Raw genomic sequence first — 19121 nt, 5'->3', positions numbered from 1 at the left:
ACGGGGGCGGTGCACAGGCACCGCCCCCTTGACCGCTGAAGCCGCGCAGCGCTACGCGTCGCCGCCCGCCGCGCCCGGATGCGCCGCCGAGACGTCAAGCAGCTGGTACCGGTCGATGGCCTGCTTCAGCACGGACCGGTCGACCTTGCCCTCCCGGGCCAGCTCGGTCAGCACCGCCACCACGATCGACTGGGCGTCGATGTGGAAGAAGCGGCGGGCCGCGCCACGGGTGTCCGCGAAGCCGAAGCCGTCGGCGCCCAGCGACTGGTAGGTGCCGGGCACCCAACGGGCGATCTGGTCCGGGACCGATCGCATCCAGTCGGACACGGCCACGAACGGCCCTTCGGAACCGCTCAGCTTCTGCGTCACGTACGGCACCCGCTGCTCCTCCTCCGGGTGCAGCAGGTTGTGCTGCTCCACCGCCACGGCCTCGCGCCGCAGCTCGTTCCAGGAGGTCGCCGACCAGACGTCGGCCTTCACGTTCCAGTCCTCGGCGAGGAGCTTCTGCGCCTCCAGCGCCCACGGCACCGCGACACCGGACGCCATGATCTGCGCCGGGACCGAGCCCGCCGTACCCTCGCTGATCCGGTGGATGCCCTTGAGGATGCCCTCGACGTCCACGTCCGCCGGCTCGGCCGGGTGCTGGATGGGCTCGTTGTAGACGGTGAGGTAGTAGAAGACGTCCTCGCCGTGCGGGTGCTCGGCGTCGCTGCCGTACATCCGGCGCAAGCCGTCCTGGACGATGTGCGCGATCTCGTACGAGTACGCCGGGTCGTAGGCCACGCACGCCGGGTTCGTCGAGGCGAGCAGCTGGGAGTGGCCGTCCGCGTGCTGGAGGCCCTCACCGGTCAGGGTCGTACGGCCCGCGGTCGCACCCAGCACGAATCCGCGCGACAGCTGGTCGGCCATCTGCCAGAACTGGTCGCCGGTGCGCTGGAAACCGAACATCGAGTAGAAGACGTAGACCGGGATGAGCGGTTCGCCGTGGGTGGCGTAGGCCGAGCCCGCCGCGATCAGGGAGGCCGTGCAGCCCGCCTCCGAGATGCCGTCGTGCAGCATCTGGCCGGTCGGCGACTCCTTGTACGCGAGCAGCAGGTCGCGGTCGACCGCCTCGTACTGCTGGCCGAGCGGGTTGTAGATCTTCGCGCTCGGGAAGAAGGAGTCCATGCCGAACGTGCGGTACTCGTCCGGTGCGATCAGCACGAACCGCCGGCCGATCTCCTTGTCCCGCATGAGGTCCTTGAGGAGTCGGACAAAGGCCATCGTCGTGGCGATGGACTGCTGGCCGGTACCCTTCTTCACGGTCGCGTACGTCTTGTCGTCGGGCAGCTGCAGCGGCTTGGAGCGCACGACACGGGTCGGGACGTACCCGCCGAGCCCCTTGCGCCGGTCGTGCATGTACTGGATCTCCTCCGAGTTCCGGCCCGGGTGGTAGTACGGCGGCGGGCCGGACTCCAGCTCCTTGTCGGAGATCGGCAGGTGCAGACGGTCCCGGAAGTGCTTGAGGTCGGTGACCGTCAGCTTCTTCATCTGGTGCGTGGCGTTGCGGCCCTCGAAGTTCGGGCCCAGCGTCCAGCCCTTGATCGTCTTCGCGAGGATGACCGTGGGCTGGCCCTTGTGCTCGACGGCCGCCTTGAAGGCCGCGTAGATCTTGCGGTGGTCGTGACCGCCGCGGCCCAGGTGCAGGATCTGGTCGTCGGTCATGTTCTCGACCATCGCGCGCAGCCGGTGGTCGTCACCGAAGAAGTGCCGGCGGATGTAGTCGCCGGACTCGGTGGCGTAGGTCTGGAACTGGCCGTCCGGGGTCGTGTTCATCTTGTTGACCAGCACGCCGTCGCGGTCCTGGGCGAGCAGCGGGTCCCAGGTGCGGTCCCAGACCAGCTTGATCACGTTCCAGCCGGCGCCCCGGAAGACCGACTCCAGCTCCTGGATGATCTTGCCGTTGCCGCGCACCGGGCCGTCCAGGCGCTGCAGGTTGCAGTTGACGACGAAGGTCAGGTTGTCCAGGCCCTCGCGCGCGGCGATGGTCAGCTGGCCGAGCGACTCCGGCTCGTCCATCTCGCCGTCGCCGAGGAACGCCCACACGTGCGACTTGGAGGTGTCCGCGATGCCGCGCGCCTGCATGTAGCGGTTCATCCGGGCCTGGTAGATCGCGCCCAGCGGGCCGAGGCCCATGGAGACGGTCGGGAACTCCCAGAAGCCCGGCATGGAGCGCGGGTGCGGGTAGCTGGACAGCGCGTTCGGGTACTTCGACTTCTCCTGGCGGAAGCCGTCGAGCTGCTCCGCGCTGAGCCGGTCGAGCAGGAACGCGCGCGCGTAGATGCCCGGGGAGGCGTGGCCCTGGAAGAAGACCTGGTCGCCGCCGTCGCCCTCGTCCTTGCCGCGGAAGAAGTGGTTGAAGCCCACGTCGTACAGCGAGGCGGAGGAGGCGAAGGTGGCGATGTGGCCGCCGACGCCGATGCCGGGGCGCTGCGCGCGCGAGACCATCACGGCCGCGTTCCAGCGGGTCGCGTTCAGGATCCGGCGCTCGATCTCCTCGTTGCCGGGGAAGAACGGCTCGGCCCGGGTGGGGATCGTGTTGACGTAGTCCGTGCTGCGCATCTCGGGCACGGCCACGCGCTTCTCGCGGGCTCGCTCGATCAGGCGCAGCATGAGGTAGCGGGCCCGCTCACGGCCCCGCTCGTCCACGGCGGCGTCGAGGGAGTCGAGCCACTCCTGGGTCTCTTCGGGATCGAAGTCAGGAACCTGACTCGGAAGGCCGCCAATGATGATCGGATTGCGATCGGATCCGGAAGCCACGCTGTTCCTTACCTGTGAGAGGGCCACTTTTTCCTAGTGCCTGCACCGATCCCCATCGTGTACCTCGGGAGGGCGTACGTCATCTCTACCGCGGGGTAACCGAGGCGTGGGTCGGTCAAAACGCAACGATACGCCCGGGCTGTGACGGACTTGGCAAACTTGTTCGAGGCTCGTAGTGCCGGATGATTCCGAACGGCGCAAAGGGGGCACATCGGTGTGATGTGGGTCATGGCGAATCGGGGTACGGTGCCAGAAGTTGCGACGACACGGCCGGGATCGTCACCGTTTCGGCGGTCTGAACGGCCGGGTACTTGCGCGATCCGTCCTGCCCGTGTGGACTACGGCCAATGCTTCGCGCACGCGCGTGGCTGAGATTCCCCCGAGCTCTTGACGAGCAGGGGGTACCCCCATCCAAGACATGATCAGGAGGCAACCCGTGAGCGCGACCGCGGACCACGCGGAGGAGCGGACCAACCCTGCCGCCAGGCTGGGTTTCCAGCCCGGGCAGGTGGTCCAGGAGATCGGCTACGACGACGACGTCGATCAGGAGCTCCGCGAGGCCATTGAGGAAGCCATCGAAGGCGACCTGATGGACGAGGACTACGACGACGTGGCCGACGCCGTCGTGCTGTGGTTCCGTGACGAGGACGGCGACCTGACCGATGTACTCGTCGATGCCACCACGTACATCGAAGAGGGCGGCGCCATCCTGCTGCTCACGCCGAAGACCGGCCGTACGGGGTACGTGGAGCCGAGTGACATCTCGGAGGCCGCGACGACTGCCGGTCTGACGGCGTCGAAGAGCGTCAGCGTCGGCAAGGACTGGAGCGGCTCGCGTCTGGCGACGCCGAAGGCCGCGAAGTCCGGCAAGAAGTAGACCGCCTCGTCCTGAGGACGTCGGACGGGCCGGGAGCACCCGGCCCGTCCGAAAGTCCGCGCTGAACCCGCGGTGATCGCTGCGTAGGGTGGTTCCGAGCGTTTGCACGCTCTCACCCGATCAGCCCACCGAAGGGATGCAGGACGATGGCGATCCAGGTCGGCGACAAGGCGCCCGACTTCGAGCTCAAGGACAACCACGGCCGCTCCGTGAAGCTCTCCGACTTCCGCGGCGAGAAGAACGTGGTGGTGCTCTTCTACCCCTTCGCCTTCACCGGCGTGTGCACCGGCGAGCTGTGCGAGCTGCGCGACAACCTGCCGCAGTTCTCGGACCGCGACACCCAGCTGCTCGCCGTCTCCAACGACTCCATCCACACCCTGCGCGTCTTCGCCGAGCAGGAGGGCCTGGAGTACCCGCTGCTCAGCGACTTCTGGCCGCACGGCAACGTCTCGCGTGCCTACGGCGTCTTCGACGAGGACAAGGGCTGCGCCGTCCGCGGCACCTTCATCATCGACAAGGAGGGCGTCGTGCGGTGGACCGTGATCAACGGCCTGCCGGACGCGCGCGACCTGAACGAGTACGTGAAGGCGCTCGACACCCTGTGATCCGGCCTCGGGGCCGACACCTGTGAGTCATCGGGTCCAGGGTCTGCGGGGGCGGGAACCCGTCACTAGGATCGGCACGTTGATCCCATATCCGAGCACGACGGGGCTCCCCGCCCCTGGACATCACATGGAGGACTCGTGGGAGTCAGCCTCAGCAAGGGCGGCAACGTATCGCTGACGAAGGAGGCCCCGGGCCTGACCGCCGTCATCGTCGGTCTGGGGTGGGACGTGCGCACCACGACCGGCACCGACTTCGACCTCGATGCCAGCGCGCTGCTGCTGAACACTTCCGGCAAGGTCGCGAGCGACCAGCACTTCGTCTTCTTCAACAACCTCAAGAGCCCCGACGGCTCCGTGGAGCACACCGGTGACAACCTCACCGGTGAGGGCGAGGGCGACGACGAACAGATCAAGGTCAACCTGGCCGGCGTCCCGGCCGACGTCGACAAGATCGTCTTCCCGGTTTCGATCTACGACGCCGAGAACCGCCAGCAGTCCTTCGGGCAGGTCCGCAACGCGTTCATCCGCGTCGTCAACCAGGCGGGCGGGCAGGAGATCGCCCGCTACGACCTCAGCGAGGACGCCTCGACGGAGACCGCCATGGTCTTCGGCGAGCTGTACCGGCACGGCCCGGAGTGGAAGTTCCGCGCCATCGGCCAGGGGTACGCCTCCGGTCTGCGCGGCATCGCCCAGGACTTCGGCGTCAACGTCTGATCCCAGCAGGGTTCCGACACCCCTACCGTCCGGCGCCGCACCGTTTACGGTCGGCGCCGGACGCGCAGGACAACCAAAGAAGCACCACAAGGGGAGGACCAGCATCATGGGCGTCACGCTCGCCAAGGGGGGAAACGTCTCCCTCTCCAAAGCCGCACCGAACCTCACCAACGTCATGATCGGGCTCGGCTGGGACGCGCGCTCCACCACCGGCGCCCCCTTCGACCTGGACGCCAGCGCCCTGCTGTGCGGCGCCGGGAACCGGGTGCTGGGCGACGAGTGGTTCGTGTTCTACAACCAGCTCACGAGCCCCGACGGCTCGGTCGAGCACACCGGCGACAACCTCACCGGTGAGGGCGAGGGCGACGACGAATCGATCCTGGTGAACCTGGCCAAGGTTCCGCTCCAGTGCGAGAAGGTCATCTTCCCCGTCTCGATCCACCTGGCCGACGAGCGCGGCCAGACCTTCGGACAGGTCTCCAACGCCTTCATCCGCGTGGTCAACCAGGCCGACGGCCAGGAGTTGGCCCGCTACGACCTCAGCGAGGACGCCTCCACCGAGACCGCCATGATTTTCGGCGAGCTCTACCGCTACCAGGGCGAATGGAAGTTCCGTGCGGTGGGCCAGGGGTACGCGTCCGGTCTGCGCGGCATCGCTCTAGACTTCGGAGTCAACGTTTCGTAAAGCTGAGTACGGCTCGGGGGAGACCCGTACCAACACGATGGGGTAGCCAGTGCTTCTGAAAACCTTCGGCTGGTCGTTCGCGGTTACCGCGATCGGTCTGGTCGCTGCGGTCTTCTACGGGGGGTGGGAGGCCTTCGGCATCGTGGCGATCCTCTCCGTCCTGGAGATCTCGCTCTCGTTCGACAACGCGGTGGTCAACGCCGGAATCCTGAAGAAGATGAACGCCTTCTGGCAGAAGATCTTCCTCACGGTCGGCGTCCTCATCGCGGTCTTCGGCATGCGGCTGGTCTTCCCCGTCGTCATCGTCGCGATCAGCGCCAAGATGGGCCCGATCGAGGCCGTCGACCTCGCTCTCAACAACAAGGACCGCTACCAGGAGCTGGTCACGGACGCCCACCCGGCGATCGCGGCCTTCGGTGGCATGTTCCTGCTGATGATCTTCCTCGACTTCATCTTCGAGGACCGGGACATCCAGTGGCTGCGCTGGATCGAGCGGCCCCTGGCCAAGCTCGGCAAGGTCGACATGCTGTCGGTCTGCATCTCCCTGATCGTCCTGCTCATCACCTCCTTCACCTTCGCCACCAGCGCCCACCAGCACGGCGGCGCCCACGTCGACAAGGCGCAGACGGTCCTGATCGCCGGCATCGCCGGCCTGATCACGTACATGATCGTCGGCGGTCTCTCCGGCTACTTCGAGGACAAGCTGGAGGAAGAGGAGGAGCGCGAGCACGAGGAGGAGGAAGAGGCCGCCCGCACCGGGAAGAAACGTTCTCCGGTGGTCCTGGCCGGCCAGGCCGCGTTCTTCATGTTCCTCTACCTCGAGGTCCTGGACGCCTCCTTCTCCTTCGACGGTGTGATCGGCGCCTTCGCCATCACCAACGACATCGTCCTGATGGCGCTGGGCCTCGGCATCGGCGCGATGTACGTCCGTTCGCTGACGGTCTACCTGGTCCGCCAGGGCACCCTCGACGACTACGTCTACCTGGAGCACGGCGCCCACTACGCGATCGGCGCCCTGGCCGTGATCCTCATGGTCACCGTCCAGTACGAGATCAACGAGGTCGTCACCGGTCTCGTCGGCGTCGTCCTGATCGCCTGGTCCTTCTGGTCCTCCGTCCGCCGCAACCGCGCGCTGGCGGCCGCGGAGGGGGAAGCGGGCTCGGACGAGAAGGCCGAGATCCCGTCCGGGGTCTGACGTCCTGAGGCCCCTGAGCGCGCCCCTTACGGGCAAGATCAGGGACGTGACGGGGTGTGGCATCCCGTCCGGTGAGGAACGCTCTGTTCGGGGCGGCCGACGTGGTCGGCCGCCCCGACGGCGTTCGGGACGAGTACGTGGGGGCGGGAATGGGGTTCTTCGACGGGCTGCGGGGCAGCCGGGCCGAGTTCGACTCGGGCAGCGCGGCGAGCAACGCGATCGAGCTGACCCGGCGGCACCACCAGGTGTCGCTCACCAAGCAGGACGCGGCCACCGGGCATCTGCGCGTCAACCTGACCTGGCGGATGCGGACCACCGACTTCGACAGCAACCAGCGCACCAGCCTCTTCCGGCACCCCTTCAAGGCGCTCAAGCCGCCGGAGGTGCTCGGGCACGGGCAGAGCATGGTCAACGTCGACCTCGACCTGGGCTGTCTGTACGAGCTGGCCGACGGCACCAAGGGGGTCGTCCAGCCGCTCGGCGGCTACCTCGGCGATGTCAACGCACCGCCGTACATCAAGCTCAGCGGGGACGACCGGTTCGGGTCGGCGTCCGGCGAGACGATGTACATCAACCTGGACCACCGGGACGCGATCAAGAGGCTGCTGGTCTTCGTGTACATCTACGACCAGACGCCGGCCTTCGACCGTACGCACGCGATCGTGACTCTTTACCCGAGCAATGGGCCTCGTATCGAGATAGGCCTGGACGAGCGGCATCCTCAGGCTCGGTCATGTGCGGTAGTGATGATCGAGAACGTGAAGGGGGAGCTGGTCGTCCGGCGCGAGGTGAAGTTCGTGTACGGGTTCCAGGGGGAGCTGGACCGGTTGTACGGGTGGGGGCTCACCTGGGGGCGGGGATACAAGTCCAAGGTGGAGAAGTAGTCGCCTACTGGGCTCGCCCGACCCCTAGCGCCCGATGAATTGTGGCCCTTGAGGGGGCAGCTGGAAGTTCGGGTCCGGGGCTGTCGGGGCCGGCTGGGGCTGGGGATAGCCGTAAGCGGGCTGGCTCGTCGGCTGCGGGTAGCCGTAGGCCGGCTGCTGCGCCGACGTGGGCTGCGGGTAGCCGTATGCCGACTGGGGCGGGACCGTCGTCGGCTGCTCGGGGGGCAGGGGCTGGGACGTGGTTTCGGGCAGGGGCAGGGGCTGGTGCGCCTCCTCCTCCGGCTCCGACTCGTCCACCGAGATGCCGAAGTCCGTGGCGAGGCCCTTCAGGCCGTTCGAGTAGCCCTCACCCAGCGCGCGGAACTTCCAGCCCTCCCCGCGCCGGTACAGCTCGCCGCAGATCATGGCGGTCTCCGCGCCCGTCTCCGGCTTGATCTCGAAGTGGGCCAGCGGCTCGCCGTCGACGACGGCGGCGTCGTACAGCAGGATGCACAGGGCCGGGACGCGGTCGAAGGTCTCGCCGTCCGCGGAGGCGACCAGCAGGATGCGGCCGACGCCGGGCTCGACCGCCGAGAGATCTGACTGGATGGTGTCGGTCAGGCCCTCGGTGATCCGCTTCTTGCCCAGCCGCCAGACCTTGCCCGAGGGGTGCCGGGGCTGGTTGTAGAAGACGAAGTCCTCGTCGGAGCGCACCCGGCCGTCGGTGCCCAGCAGCAGCGCCGAGGCGTCCACGTCAGGGACCCCCTGTCCGGGGGTCCAGCGCAGCACGGCGCGCACCGTGGTGGCTTCGAGCGGGACGTTGGACCCCTTCAGCATCGCGTGCGTCATGCGGTCATCCTGCCTTCTTGGTCCTGGCCACGACAATGCGGGGGGTGTCGGCACCGATACGGGTGAGTTACCGGAAATTCATGCCCGAGGGGAACCTTCGACATGGATCCCTACGTACTATTACCGGCCACCCTTTACCCAATCCACAAGCTCGGCTTGCGCGCACTGAGGAGCCATATGCGTCATTTCGGGCACGTCGCCCCTGAGGTGCGGCAGCGCCTCTTCCACCAGGAGCCGTGCGAGTTCACCGCCGACTCCCCGGCCCGGCTGCTCTCCGCGGCCCTCGGTGCCACGCTCTACAGCCCGGCAACCCGGCCGCGGCTCGCCGACGACATCGTCAAGCAGGCCGGCAGCGGCGTGGTCTCGATGGTGCTGTGCCTGGAGGACTCGATCGACGACGCGGACGTCGTGGCCGGCGAGGAGAACCTCGTCCGGCAGTTCGCCGACCTCGACTCCCGCGCGGGAGTGGAACCGCCCCTGCTCTTCATCCGGGTGCGCGCCCCCGAGCAGATCCCCGACCTCGTGCGACGCCTCGGAGCCGCCGCGCGGCTGCTGTCCGGGTTCGTCGTGCCGAAGTTCACCGAGGAGCGCGGCCTCCCGTTCCTGGAGGCCCTCACCGCCGCCGAGGCCGAGAGCGGGCGCCGGCTGTTCGCCATGCCCGTCCTGGAGTCGCCCGAGCTGCTGTACCGCGAGTCCCGGGTCGACACCCTGGAGGGCATCGCCCGCGCGGTCGACAAGTTCCGCGACCGGGTGCTGGCCCTGCGCCTCGGCGTCACCGACTTCTGCTCCTCCTACGGCCTGCGCCGGGCCCCCGACATGACCGCCTACGACGTCCAGGTCGTCGCCTCCGTGATCGCCGACGTGGTCAACATGCTCGGCCGGGCGGACGGCACCGGCTTCACCGTGACCGGTCCGGTCTGGGAGTACTTCCGGGTCCCCGAGCGCATGTTCAAGCCGCAGCTGCGGCAGAGCCCGTTCCTGGAGGTCCAGGCCGTCGAACTGCGCGAGAAGCTCATCGAGCACGCGATGGACGGCCTGCTGCGCGAGATCTCCCTCGACCAGGCCAACGGCCTGCTCGGCAAGACCTGCATCCACCCCTCCCACGTGCTGCCCGTGCACGCGCTGTCCGTGGTCAGTCACGAGGAGTTCAGTGACGCCCAGGACATTCTGCGGCCGGAACGCGGCGGTGGGGGTGTACTCCGGTCGGCCTACACGAACAAGATGAATGAAGTGAAGCCGCACCGCGCCTGGGCCGAGCGGACCCTGCTCCGCGCCGAGGCCTTCGGCGTCGCACGCGAGGACGTCGGCTTCGTGGAGCTGCTCGCCGCCGGCATACCCGGCTGACCCTCATCAACCCAAGGAACGCATGAAGAACGCAGTGAACGACGGGGTCTGGTCCGGCACCTGGGTCGCCGAGCGGCTCGGCGTCGGACTAGAGGGCGACGACGGGCTCCAGGCCCTGCTCGGGCTGGCGCTGCGCCGCAACCCCAAGCGGGCCCACCTGCTGGTCTCCCACGTGCTCGGCAAGCACGTGCCGCAGTCGCCGTCCGTGGTCTACGGCCACGGATTCCGCCTCGGCCGCCGGGTCCGCGAGCTGCTCGGCGAGACGGAGGCCGCCTCGGCGGTCGTCCTCGGCTACGCGGAGACCGCCACCGGCCTCGGCCACTCGGTCGCCGACGGCCTGGGCCTCGCCCCGTACCTGCACTCCACGCGCCGCCCGGTGGCCGGGGTCGCCCGGGCGGGCGGCTTCGAGGAGTCCCACTCCCACGCCACCTCCCACCTGCTGCTCCCCGAGGACGCGGTGCTCCTGGCCGGAGATGGGCCGCTGGTGCTGGTCGACGACGAGTTCTCCACGGGTAACACGGTGCTCAACACCATCCGTGACCTGCATGAACGTTATCCGCGGCGGCGGTATGTGGTGGTGGCTCTGGTCGATATGCGTTCTGCTGAGGACTCCGCCCGCCTGGAGCGGTTCGCCATGGAGATCGGCGCCCGGGTGGACCTCGTCGCGGCCGCGACCGGGACCGTACGGCTGCCGGAGGGCGTGCTGGAGAAGGGGCAGCAGCTGGTCGCCCGGCACGAGCCCGTTCAGGAGGCACCGGAGCCGTCGTACGGCCGGATCACCCGCGTCGACCTCCACTGGCCCCCCAGCCTCCCCGACGGCGGTCGGCACGGGTTCACCCCCGCCCATCGCGCCCGGCTGGAGGCCGCGCTGCCCGCCATGGCCGCGCGTCTCGCCGAGGCGCTGCCCGCCGACGCCCGGCGGGTACTCGTGCTCGGCTTCGAGGAGCTGATGTACGCCCCGCTGCGGATCGCCCGCGAGCTGGAGCAGGTGATCCCCGCCGAGGTGCGCTTCTCCACCACCACCCGCTCGCCCGTCCTCGCGGTCGACGACCCCGGCTACGCGATACGCACCCGCCTGGTCTTCCCCGCCCACGACGACCCGGCCGACGGCCCCGGCGACCGGTACGCCTACAACGTCGCAGGTGCCGGCTTCGACGCCGTCGTCGCCGTGGTCGACTCGGTCGCCGACACCCCCGCACTGCACGCCCCCGACGGTCTGCCGGCCCGCCTCGCCGCCCACACCCCGCACGTCCTGCTCGCGGTCGTCCCCTCGTACGTCCCCGAGCCCCTCTCCTCCCCCGAAAGGCCGGACATGCTGCCCGAGCCCCTCCGCGGCCCCGCCTTCTCCTCGTACGCCCCCGAAGAGGTCGGCTGGCTGCTGCAGGACCTCTCGGACGTGACCCTGGAGGCGCCGACCGAGGAGCGCGAGGAGGCCATCCAGAGCGGCGGCGCCCACTACGCCGAGTCGCTGCCGGTCGAGTACCAGCCCAGCGAGCAGTACCAGGAGCTGTTCCACAGCGCCCTGGACGCCTCCGCCGCCCGGATCGCCCAGGCCGTCGGTGTCGTGACGGAGACCGTCATCGCCGAGCGGTCGCCCCGCCCGGTGCTGGTCTCCCTGGCCCGCGCCGGCACCCCGGTCGGCGTGCTCATGCGCCGCTGGGCCCAATTCCGGCACGGCCTCGAACTCCCGCACTACGCCGTCTCGATCGTCCGCGGCCGCGGCATCGACGCCAACGCCCTGCGCTGGCTGGCCGCCCACCACGACCCCCGGGACGTCGTCTTCGTCGACGGCTGGACCGGCAAGGGCGCCATCACCCGCGAACTCGCCCAGGCCATCGAGGAGTTCGAGGACAAGGAGGGCATCACCGGCTTCGACCCGGAGATCGCCGTACTCGCCGACCCGGGCTCGTGCGTACGCACCTACGGCACCCGCGAGGACTTCCTCATCCCGTCCGCCTGCCTCAACTCGACCGTGTCCGGGCTGATATCCCGTACGGTCCTGCGCGCGGACCTGGTCGGCCCGAACGACTTCCACGGCGCGAAGTTCTACCGCGAACTCGCCGGCGCCGACGTCTCCGTGGCCTTCCTCGACGCGGTCTCCGCCTGCTTCCCCGAGGTCGCCGACACCGTCGACGCGGCGGCCAAGGAGCTGATGGCCGAGGACCGCACCCCGACCTGGGAGGGCTGGCAGGCCGTCGAGCGGATCAGCGAGGAGTACGGCATCCACGACGTCAACCTGGTCAAGCCCGGCGTCGGCGAGACCACCCGGGTGCTGCTGCGCCGGGTGCCATGGAAGATCCTGGCCAAGGCCGGCGCGGGCGCCGACCTCGACCATGTGCGACTGCTGGCGGAGCAGAGAGGGGTTCCGGTGGAGGAGGTCGGCGAGTTGCCGTACACCTGCGTGGGGCTGATCCACCCCAAGTACACCCGGGGCGCCACGGGCGCCGACGGCAAGGCGGTGAACGTCTGATGCCGGTGCTGGTGGCGAGCGACCTCGACCGCACGCTGATCTACTCCTCGGCGGCCCTCGCGCTGACCATGCCGGACGCGCGGGCGCCCCGGCTGCTGTGCGTCGAGGTCCACGAGAGCAGGCCGCTGTCCTACATGACCGAGACGGCCGCCCAGCTGCTGACCGACCTCGGCGACACGGCCGTCTTCGTGCCGACCACGACCCGCACCCGCAAGCAGTACCAGCGCATCAACCTGCCCGGCCCGCAGCCGGCCTACGCGATCTGCGCCAACGGAGGGCATCTGCTGGTCGACGGCGTCACGGACCAGGACTGGCACGCACAGGTGCTGGCCAGGCTCGCCGAGGAGTGCGCGCCGCTGGAGGAGATCCGGGAGCACCTGATGACCTCCGCCGACCCCCTCTGGGTGCGCAAGCACCGGGTGGCCGAGGACCTGTTCGCCTATCTCGTCGTGGAACGCGAGCTGCTGCCCGAGGAGTGGGTGAAGGAGCTGGCGGCCTGGGCGGAGAACCGGGGCTGGACGGTCTCGCTCCAAGGCCGCAAGATCTACGCCGTCCCCAAGCCGCTCACCAAGAGCGCGGCCGTACGCGAGGTCGCCCGGCGCACCGGCGCCCATCTCACCCTGGCCGCCGGGGACTCCCTGCTCGACGCCGACCTGCTGCTGGCCGCCGACCGCGGCTGGCGCCCGGGCCACGGCGAACTGGCCGACAGTGGCTGGAGCGCACCGGAGATCAGCGCGCTCCCCGAGCGTGGCGTGCTGGCCGGGGAGCGGATCGTACGCGAGTTCCTGCGGGCCTCCCGCCCGAGGGCCTGACCCGCACGGTCGGCGTCAGCCGCAGCAGCCTCCGCCGCAGCAGCCGCCCCCGCCCGCCCGGGGCGCCGGGGCCGGCGCGGCGGAGGTGCCGCCCACGGCCACCGTCGACAGCAGCTTGACGGTGTCGTCGTGGCCCGCGGGGCAGGCGGCAGGCGCGCTGGACTCCGCCATCGGACGGCTCAGTTCGAAGGTGTCACCGCAGGTACGGCAGCGGTACTCATAGCGAGGCATGCGCACAGGTTAACCGGAGTGGCGCTTGTCACAGCACTTCAAAGTTTTATGAGTGTTCGCTTGTGCCCGAAACTGGTGCGGAGATTTTGAAAAGATCGCTGATAACTTAGCTTAGCCGCGAGGAGCCGTAAGACCGGGGGAAAAGGGGGGTTCACCGCGCCGCGACGACGACCATCGCGGCGGTGTCCACCTTTGCTGAGTCTGAACCGCGCGCGCAAGGACCAGTGCGAGGGGAGACGCAGCCTTGGCCAAGTCATGGCAGCGGCCAGAGGGCGACGGGGACGACAAGAGTGCCCGGCCCGAGGAGCGGCAGCCGCAGGAGTCGGACGCCACGCTGCATCTGAAGGTCGACGCCCTCCGCGCGGATGTCACCATGCAGCTGCGTGTGCCCCCGCCGCCCGAGCCTCCCGCCTCCGGCGGTGGCCGCGCACAGCGCCGGCGCAGCTCCCGCCTCCCGGCGCGCGCCCGCCTCACCGTCGCCGCCACGTCCGCCCTCGCCCGGCTGCGTGCCGTCGCGGGCCCCCGGCTCGCGCCGCTCGCCCCGTACGCCCGCCGCCTCAGACCGCTGTACCCGCGCCCCGGCCGAATAGGCTGGCGCCGCTGGATACCCTCCTGGCGCCAGTGGCTCGGCGCCGTGCTGTCCGGCTTCACCGTGATCAGCCTGTCCCTGTTCATCGCCTACGAGATGACGGACATACCGAAGAACCTCAACACCTTCGCCACCCAGCAGGACAACGTCTACTTCTGGTCCGACGGGACGCCGATGACCCGCACCGGCTGGGTGCGGCGCCAGAACATGCCGCTCAAGGACATACCCGAGCAGGTCCGCTGGGCGGTGCTCGCCGCGGAGAACGCGAGTTTCTACTCGGATCCCGGTATTTCCGTCAAAGGCATCACCCGCGCCGTGTGGCGCACCGTCGGACAGGGGGACACCGAGGGTGGTTCCACCATCACCCAGCAGTACGTCAAGAACGTCTACCTGAATCAGAACCAGACCTTCAGCCGCAAGTTCACCGAGGCGATGATCTCCCTCAAGCTCGACAACAAGATGAGCAAGGACCAGATCCTGGAGGGCTACCTCAACACCAGCTGGTTCGGCCGCGGCACCTACGGCATCCAGCGCGCTTCCCAGGCCTACTACGGCAAGGACGTCAGCAAGCTCAACGCCAGCGAGGCGGCGGTGCTCGCCTCCATGCTGAAGGGCGCCGCGCTCTACGACCCCACCCTCAGCGAGGCCAACCACAAGCGGGCCGTGGAGCGCTGGTCCTGGATCCTGGACCGGATGGTCGACATCGGCAAGCTGTCGCCGGCCCAGCGGGCCAAGTACCGGACGTTCCCCGAGCCGCTCAAGTCGGGCGCGGTCTTCGACACCGGCAAGCAGAGCGACTACCTGGTGGAGCTGGCCCAGCAGTACGCCAAGAAGGCCGCCCACATCTCCGACCGGGACTTCGACCTCGGCGGCTACCAGATCTACACGACCTTCGACCGCAAGCGGGAGAACGCGCTGACCGACGCCGTCGCCAAGGCCCGCGAGCAGGGGAAGAAGGACCACCCCCTGCAGGCGAAGGCCGCCCACTACGGCGCCGCCTCGGTCGCCGCCGACGGCCGGATCCTCGCCGTCTACGGCGGTCCCGACCACCGCAAGCAGGGCTACAACGAGTCCAACGCGACCACCGTCAAGGCCGGCTCGGCGTTCCTGCCCTTCGTCTACGCCGCCGGTCTGGAGCACGGGGTCCACAAGACCCGCGGCGGACCCGCGACGCCCGTCACACCCGAGACCGTCTACGACGGCGACGACGGCGTCCCCGTCACCACGCCCGAGGGCCCCTACTGGGACCGCAGCGGCAAGAAGGTCGCCGCCCACAACGACGGCGAGACGTCCTACGGGCAGATCACCCTGGACAAGGCCCTCGCTCAGTCGGTGAACACGCCCTTCATGCAGCTCGGCATGGACACGGGCCTGGACAAGGTGAGCGAGACCGCCGTGGCGGCGGGCCTGCTCTCCTCCAGCATGGGTCCGCAGGTGCCCGCCCTGTCGATGGGCAACTCCACACCCAGCGCGATCCGGATGGCGAGCGGATACGCCACCTTCGCCGCCTCCGGCACGCACACCGAGCCGTACTCGGTGCGCCGCATCACCCGCAACGGCACCCAGGTGCCCCTGGCCACCCCACGCCCCGGGCGGGCGGTGGGCGCGGACGTCGCCGAGAAGGTCGAGCGCGCGCTGACGGAGTCCTACCGCCGCGCCCACCCGACCAGCACGGCCCAGGTGTCGGGCAAGGCCGGCACCACCGACGACGACAGCGCCGCCTGGTACGTCGGCACCTCCGCGTCCGTGTCCACCTCCGTCGTCGTCTACCGCATCGACCTGACCAAGTCCCTGGAACCCCTGTCGCTCGACGGGTTCGCCGGAACCACCAGAGACGACGTCGACGTCCCGTACGGCATCTGGGCGCACGCCACGGGCCTCGGCTGACCCCCGAGGCTCCGCGCCGACCTCCCTCCCCTCGCACCAGAATGAGCCGCCGCATGAACAAGAAGCCGCAGACCGGCCGTCGCCGCCGGGCCAAAGCCCGCCCCCGTCCCACGGGCGTCGGGATGCGGACCCTGGCCGCCCTCCTCGCCGTCGCGTCGGCGACCGCGGGCTACCTGGTGCTCAGCCACCGGGACAACACCGCGCCCGCCGCCTCCAGCAAGGACACCTCCAAAAACGCCGCGCCGAAGCCCGGCAAGACGCCCGCGTGGGACGGCAGGACGAAGATCCTCGGCGACGGCTCCACCTCCTACACCGGCCCGCAGAAAGGGCAGTTGGTACCCAAGCCGCTCAAGCCCGGTGAGAAGCCGCCCCAGTTCGTCGTCTTCTCCTGGGACGGCGCTCTGGAGGGCAGCGACCACCTCTTCTCGCACTACCGGGAGCTGGCCGAGGAGTACGACGCCCACATGACCTTCTTCCTGACGGGCATCTACCTGCTGCCCAAGGACAAGAAGACCCTCTACCACGGCCCGCAGCACGACCCGGGCGACGCCGCGATCGACTACGCGACCGACGACCACATACGCACCACCCTGGAGCAGCTCCGCGAGGCCTACGACCAGGGCAACGAGATCGGCACCCACTTCAACGGGCACTTCTGCGAGAAGAAGGGCGGCGGCGACTGGAGCGTCGAGGAGTGGAAGAGCGAGATCGACCAGTTCTACGACATCGTGGAGCACTGGAAGACCAACACCGGCTTCAAGGACATCGCGCCGCTGCCCTTCGACTTCAAGAAGGAGGTCGCCGGCGGCCGCGCGCCCTGCCTGGAGGGCCAGAAGAACCTGCTGAAGGCCATCAAGGCCTACGGCTACGGCTGGCGCTACGACGCCAGTTCCACCGGTGACTTCCAGATATGGCCCGCCAAGAAGAACGGCGTCTGGAACTTCCCGCTCCAGCTGCTCCCCTACGAGGGCGGTGACTACCAGGGCCTGTCGATGGACTTCAACTTCCTCGCCAACCAGTCCGACGGCCAGACCGACGGCAACCCCGCCGACTACCCGCAGTGGGAGAAGGAGACCGTCGACACCTACATGGCCGGCTTCAACCGCGTGTACTACGGCAGCCGGGCACCGCTGTTCATCGGCAACCACTTCGAGGCCTGGAACGGCGGCATCTACATGAAGGCCATCGACCAGGTCGTCAAGAACGTGTGCACGAAGAAGGGCGTCAAGTGCGTGTCCTTCAAGGAACTGTCCGACTGGCTCGACGTGCAGAAGCCGGCGACCCTGCAGCAGCTGCGCGCCCTTGACCCTGCGCAGTCGCCCCGTGACTGGTCCACAGTGGTCAAGTGACGTTCGTGCGCCGCAAGTTCCACTTGTGCAACCCCCTTCACAACTGGCGCACATGTCATGCGAAGATGCCCTCGCCCGGTCGGTGTGCCGGTGTAGAGGGGAACATCATTGAAATCAAGAAAACTGAGCCGTAAGGGGCGTCGCGCCGGCATAGTCTCGGTGGCGGCCGCCTCGGTCGTCGCCGGTGTGGCCCTGGTGCCCAACTGGAGCGCGGGTGCGGCGGTCGTGGACGACCCGACGGTGGACGCCGCGACCAAGGCGACCTTCCAGAAGCTGGCCGACGCCGTCTTCACGGACCGCACGGACGCCCTGGTGGACCGGAGTGACCAGCACCGGTCCAAGCCACTGGCCTCCACCTTCTCCGGAGACGTCAAGCTGTCCTCCGGGCAGTCGCGCCAGGAGAACTCCGCGCTGACCGAACTGCGCGGCCGCCAGTCCCGCCTCGCGAAGCTGGGCGAGAAGTACAGCAAGGCCAGCACCCGCGTCACGCTGGACGCGACGCGCGTGACCGGTCGTACGGCCAAGGCCGACGTCACCGAGACCACGGCGCTGACCTACGCGAAGGTCAAGGGCACCGAGCCGAAGACCACCGGCTTCCAGGCCCACCACGAACTGACCTTCAAGGCCGACGAGCACGGCAACTGGCAGCTGACCGGTGTCCGTGACACGGACGGCGGCTACCTCGCGGTGAACCAGGTCGCGAAGCCGTCCTCCGTGAAGGCCAGCCCGGCCGACGACGGCCCGCCCGAGGCGCCCCGTGCGGCCACCTCGTGGCCCGCGCCGGCCAACCGGAAGAACGTCACCACCGGCGCCTACGACTACAAGGCGATGGTGGCGTACGCGACCAAGTACTGGAACAACTACAACCCGGACTACCCGGACTACAACGGGCAGGGCGCGGGCGGCGACTGCACCAACTTCGTCAGCCAGTCCCTGAAGGCGGGCGGCTGGAAGCACGTGCCCGGCTACACGAACGACTTCCACAAGTGGTTCGGCAACGCGGACATCCAGTCGGACTCGTTCGTCGGCGTCAACGAGTTCTCCTGGTTCGCCCTGTCCTCCAAGCGCGTCACCAGCCTGGCCAACGTGTACCAGCTGGACATCGGTGACGTGCTGCAGATGGACTTCAACCGGGACGGGTCCAAGGACCACTCCATGATCGTCACGTACCGCAGCCCGTACGGCGTGCCGTACGTGACGTACCACTCCAACAACACCTACAACCGGTCGGTGGCGAGCCTCGTCGCGTCGTACCCCAGCGCGGCTTTCTACGCCTACCGCACCTGATCCCCGGTGGCATCGGCCCGTTGCTCCGCGTCGGGGTGGCGGGCCCGCCAGTACGGGTTGTCGTGCGGCAGGGTCGAGCCGACTCTGCCGTACATCCCGAACACCATGAGCAGTACGCCGACCACGAAGCTGAACAGCACGTTCTGGATCCTGAAGGCCAGGAAGTTGTAGTCGCCGTCGAGCAGGGACAGGTTCAGGAAGCCGCTCAGGATGAACAGGATGCCCAGCGTCATGTTCAGCGTCGACGCGAAGTTCCCGCCGATCACCATCCCGACGCAGAGCAGCAGCCCGACACAGACGGACAGGACGCTGAGCGTGCCGTTGGTGTTCAGGCCCATGGCGGTGTTCCCGCCGGTGTCGAAGAAGCCGATGTTGTCGGTGAGGCCGAGAATGCCGAAGGCGAGCAGGAACAGGCCCATCAGGCCCGCGCCGATCCGGTAGACCGTGTTCAGGCGGTGATCGACGGGGAGATGGTCGTCCAACCGGGTCCGGTGACGCTCTGCCCTGTGCGTGGTGTGTGAGGCCATCTTCGCCTCCTTGTGCGTGCTGGCGGCGGCCCTACGTA

At 68.7% G+C, this 19121-nt stretch carries 16 protein-coding genes; 12 read left to right on the top strand and 4 right to left on the bottom strand.

Annotated elements, in window-relative coordinates; all coding sequences use genetic code 11:
- Window positions 1–51 precede the first annotated feature (51 nt).
- Entirely contained in the window at window positions 52–2799 is a 2748-nt protein-coding gene (aceE, locus tag ACFY3C_RS32585; RefSeq protein WP_386572187.1) for a pyruvate dehydrogenase (acetyl-transferring), homodimeric type, read from the bottom strand.
- A 436-nt stretch (window positions 2800–3235) separates the two neighbouring features.
- Here aceE and ACFY3C_RS32580 point away from each other — a divergent pair, with 436 nt between their 5' ends.
- The 6 genes from ACFY3C_RS32580 (at window position 3236) to ACFY3C_RS32555 (ending at window position 7759) form a co-directional block, all read left to right on the top strand.
- On the top strand, window positions 3236–3676 hold the full coding sequence (locus tag ACFY3C_RS32580; RefSeq protein WP_186581706.1) for a DUF3052 domain-containing protein: 441 nt from the start codon (window positions 3236–3238) through the stop codon (window positions 3674–3676).
- Window positions 3677–3822: 146 nt separating this feature from the next.
- The gene (locus ACFY3C_RS32575; RefSeq protein ID WP_386572191.1) at window positions 3823–4281 is read left to right on the top strand and encodes a peroxiredoxin; all 459 of its coding nucleotides are present in this window, start codon (window positions 3823–3825) and stop codon (window positions 4279–4281) included.
- Window positions 4282–4419: 138 nt separating this feature from the next.
- The gene (locus tag ACFY3C_RS32570; RefSeq protein ID WP_386572193.1) at window positions 4420–4995 is read left to right on the top strand and encodes a TerD family protein; all 576 of its coding nucleotides are present in this window, start codon (window positions 4420–4422) and stop codon (window positions 4993–4995) included.
- Window positions 4996–5101: 106 nt separating this feature from the next.
- Complete coding sequence (locus ACFY3C_RS32565; protein ID WP_386572194.1) at window positions 5102–5680, top strand: TerD family protein; 579 nt, start codon at window positions 5102–5104, stop codon at window positions 5678–5680.
- A gap of 49 nt (window positions 5681–5729) precedes the next feature.
- Window positions 5730–6875 carry a DUF475 domain-containing protein gene (locus tag ACFY3C_RS32560; RefSeq protein WP_390773320.1) on the top strand — a complete coding sequence of 382 codons (1146 nt, stop codon included), beginning with the start codon at window positions 5730–5732 and terminating at the stop codon, window positions 6873–6875.
- A 149-nt stretch (window positions 6876–7024) separates the two neighbouring features.
- On the top strand, window positions 7025–7759 hold the full coding sequence (locus ACFY3C_RS32555) for a Tellurium resistance (RefSeq protein WP_386572465.1): 735 nt from the start codon (window positions 7025–7027) through the stop codon (window positions 7757–7759).
- A gap of 24 nt (window positions 7760–7783) precedes the next feature.
- Here ACFY3C_RS32555 and ACFY3C_RS32550 read toward each other — a convergent pair whose 3' ends face one another.
- Window positions 7784–8587 (bottom strand): TerD family protein, encoded by an 804-nt coding sequence (locus ACFY3C_RS32550; protein ID WP_390773319.1) that lies wholly within the window; start codon window positions 8585–8587, stop codon window positions 7784–7786.
- 177 nt (window positions 8588–8764) lie between these two features.
- Here ACFY3C_RS32550 and ACFY3C_RS32545 point away from each other — a divergent pair, with 177 nt between their 5' ends.
- The 3 genes from ACFY3C_RS32545 to ACFY3C_RS32535 are packed head-to-tail and all read left to right on the top strand — an operon-like array spanning window position 8765 to window position 13213.
- Window positions 8765–9931 carry an HpcH/HpaI aldolase/citrate lyase family protein gene (locus ACFY3C_RS32545; protein ID WP_390773318.1) on the top strand — a complete coding sequence of 389 codons (1167 nt, stop codon included), beginning with the start codon at window positions 8765–8767 and terminating at the stop codon, window positions 9929–9931.
- Between the two features lie 22 nt (window positions 9932–9953).
- Window positions 9954–12401, top strand: a complete 2448-nt coding sequence (locus ACFY3C_RS32540; protein WP_390773317.1) for a phosphoribosyltransferase — start codon at window positions 9954–9956, stop codon at window positions 12399–12401.
- Window positions 12401–13213: an HAD family hydrolase gene (locus ACFY3C_RS32535; RefSeq protein WP_386572203.1), complete on the top strand. Its 813-nt coding sequence runs from the start codon at window positions 12401–12403 to the stop codon at window positions 13211–13213. Before ACFY3C_RS32540 ends, ACFY3C_RS32535 begins: the two co-directional genes overlap by 1 nt.
- Window positions 13214–13228: 15 nt before the next feature.
- Here the strand turns inward: ACFY3C_RS32535 and ACFY3C_RS32530 are convergent, their stop codons facing one another.
- Window positions 13229–13444 carry a zinc ribbon domain-containing protein gene (locus ACFY3C_RS32530; RefSeq protein WP_386572205.1) on the bottom strand — a complete coding sequence of 72 codons (216 nt, stop codon included), beginning with the start codon at window positions 13442–13444 and terminating at the stop codon, window positions 13229–13231.
- A 334-nt stretch (window positions 13445–13778) separates the two neighbouring features.
- Here ACFY3C_RS32530 and ACFY3C_RS32525 point away from each other — a divergent pair, with 334 nt between their 5' ends.
- From ACFY3C_RS32525 to ACFY3C_RS32515, 3 genes are all read left to right on the top strand, one after another.
- The gene (locus tag ACFY3C_RS32525) at window positions 13779–15920 is read left to right on the top strand and encodes a transglycosylase domain-containing protein (protein ID WP_386572466.1); all 2142 of its coding nucleotides are present in this window, start codon (window positions 13779–13781) and stop codon (window positions 15918–15920) included.
- Between the two features lie 53 nt (window positions 15921–15973).
- Window positions 15974–17269 (top strand): hypothetical protein, encoded by a 1296-nt coding sequence (locus tag ACFY3C_RS32520; RefSeq protein WP_390773316.1) that lies wholly within the window; start codon window positions 15974–15976, stop codon window positions 17267–17269.
- 159 nt (window positions 17270–17428) lie between these two features.
- Window positions 17429–18556, top strand: coding sequence for an amidase domain-containing protein (locus ACFY3C_RS32515; RefSeq protein WP_390773315.1), 1128 nt, complete (start codon window positions 17429–17431; stop codon window positions 18554–18556).
- Here ACFY3C_RS32515 and ACFY3C_RS32510 read toward each other — a convergent pair.
- Entirely contained in the window at window positions 18544–19083 is a 540-nt protein-coding gene (locus tag ACFY3C_RS32510) for a DUF4383 domain-containing protein (RefSeq protein WP_386572210.1), read from the bottom strand. The genes ACFY3C_RS32515 and ACFY3C_RS32510 overlap by 13 nt on opposite strands.
- Window positions 19084–19121: the final 38 nt, after the last annotated feature.

Source organism: Streptomyces sp. NPDC001410 (assembly GCF_042895235.1).
Classification (GTDB): domain Bacteria; phylum Actinomycetota; class Actinomycetes; order Streptomycetales; family Streptomycetaceae; genus Streptomyces.
The sequence above is the reverse complement of the archived record's forward strand: the minus strand, read 5'-3'. Positions and strand labels throughout refer to the sequence as shown.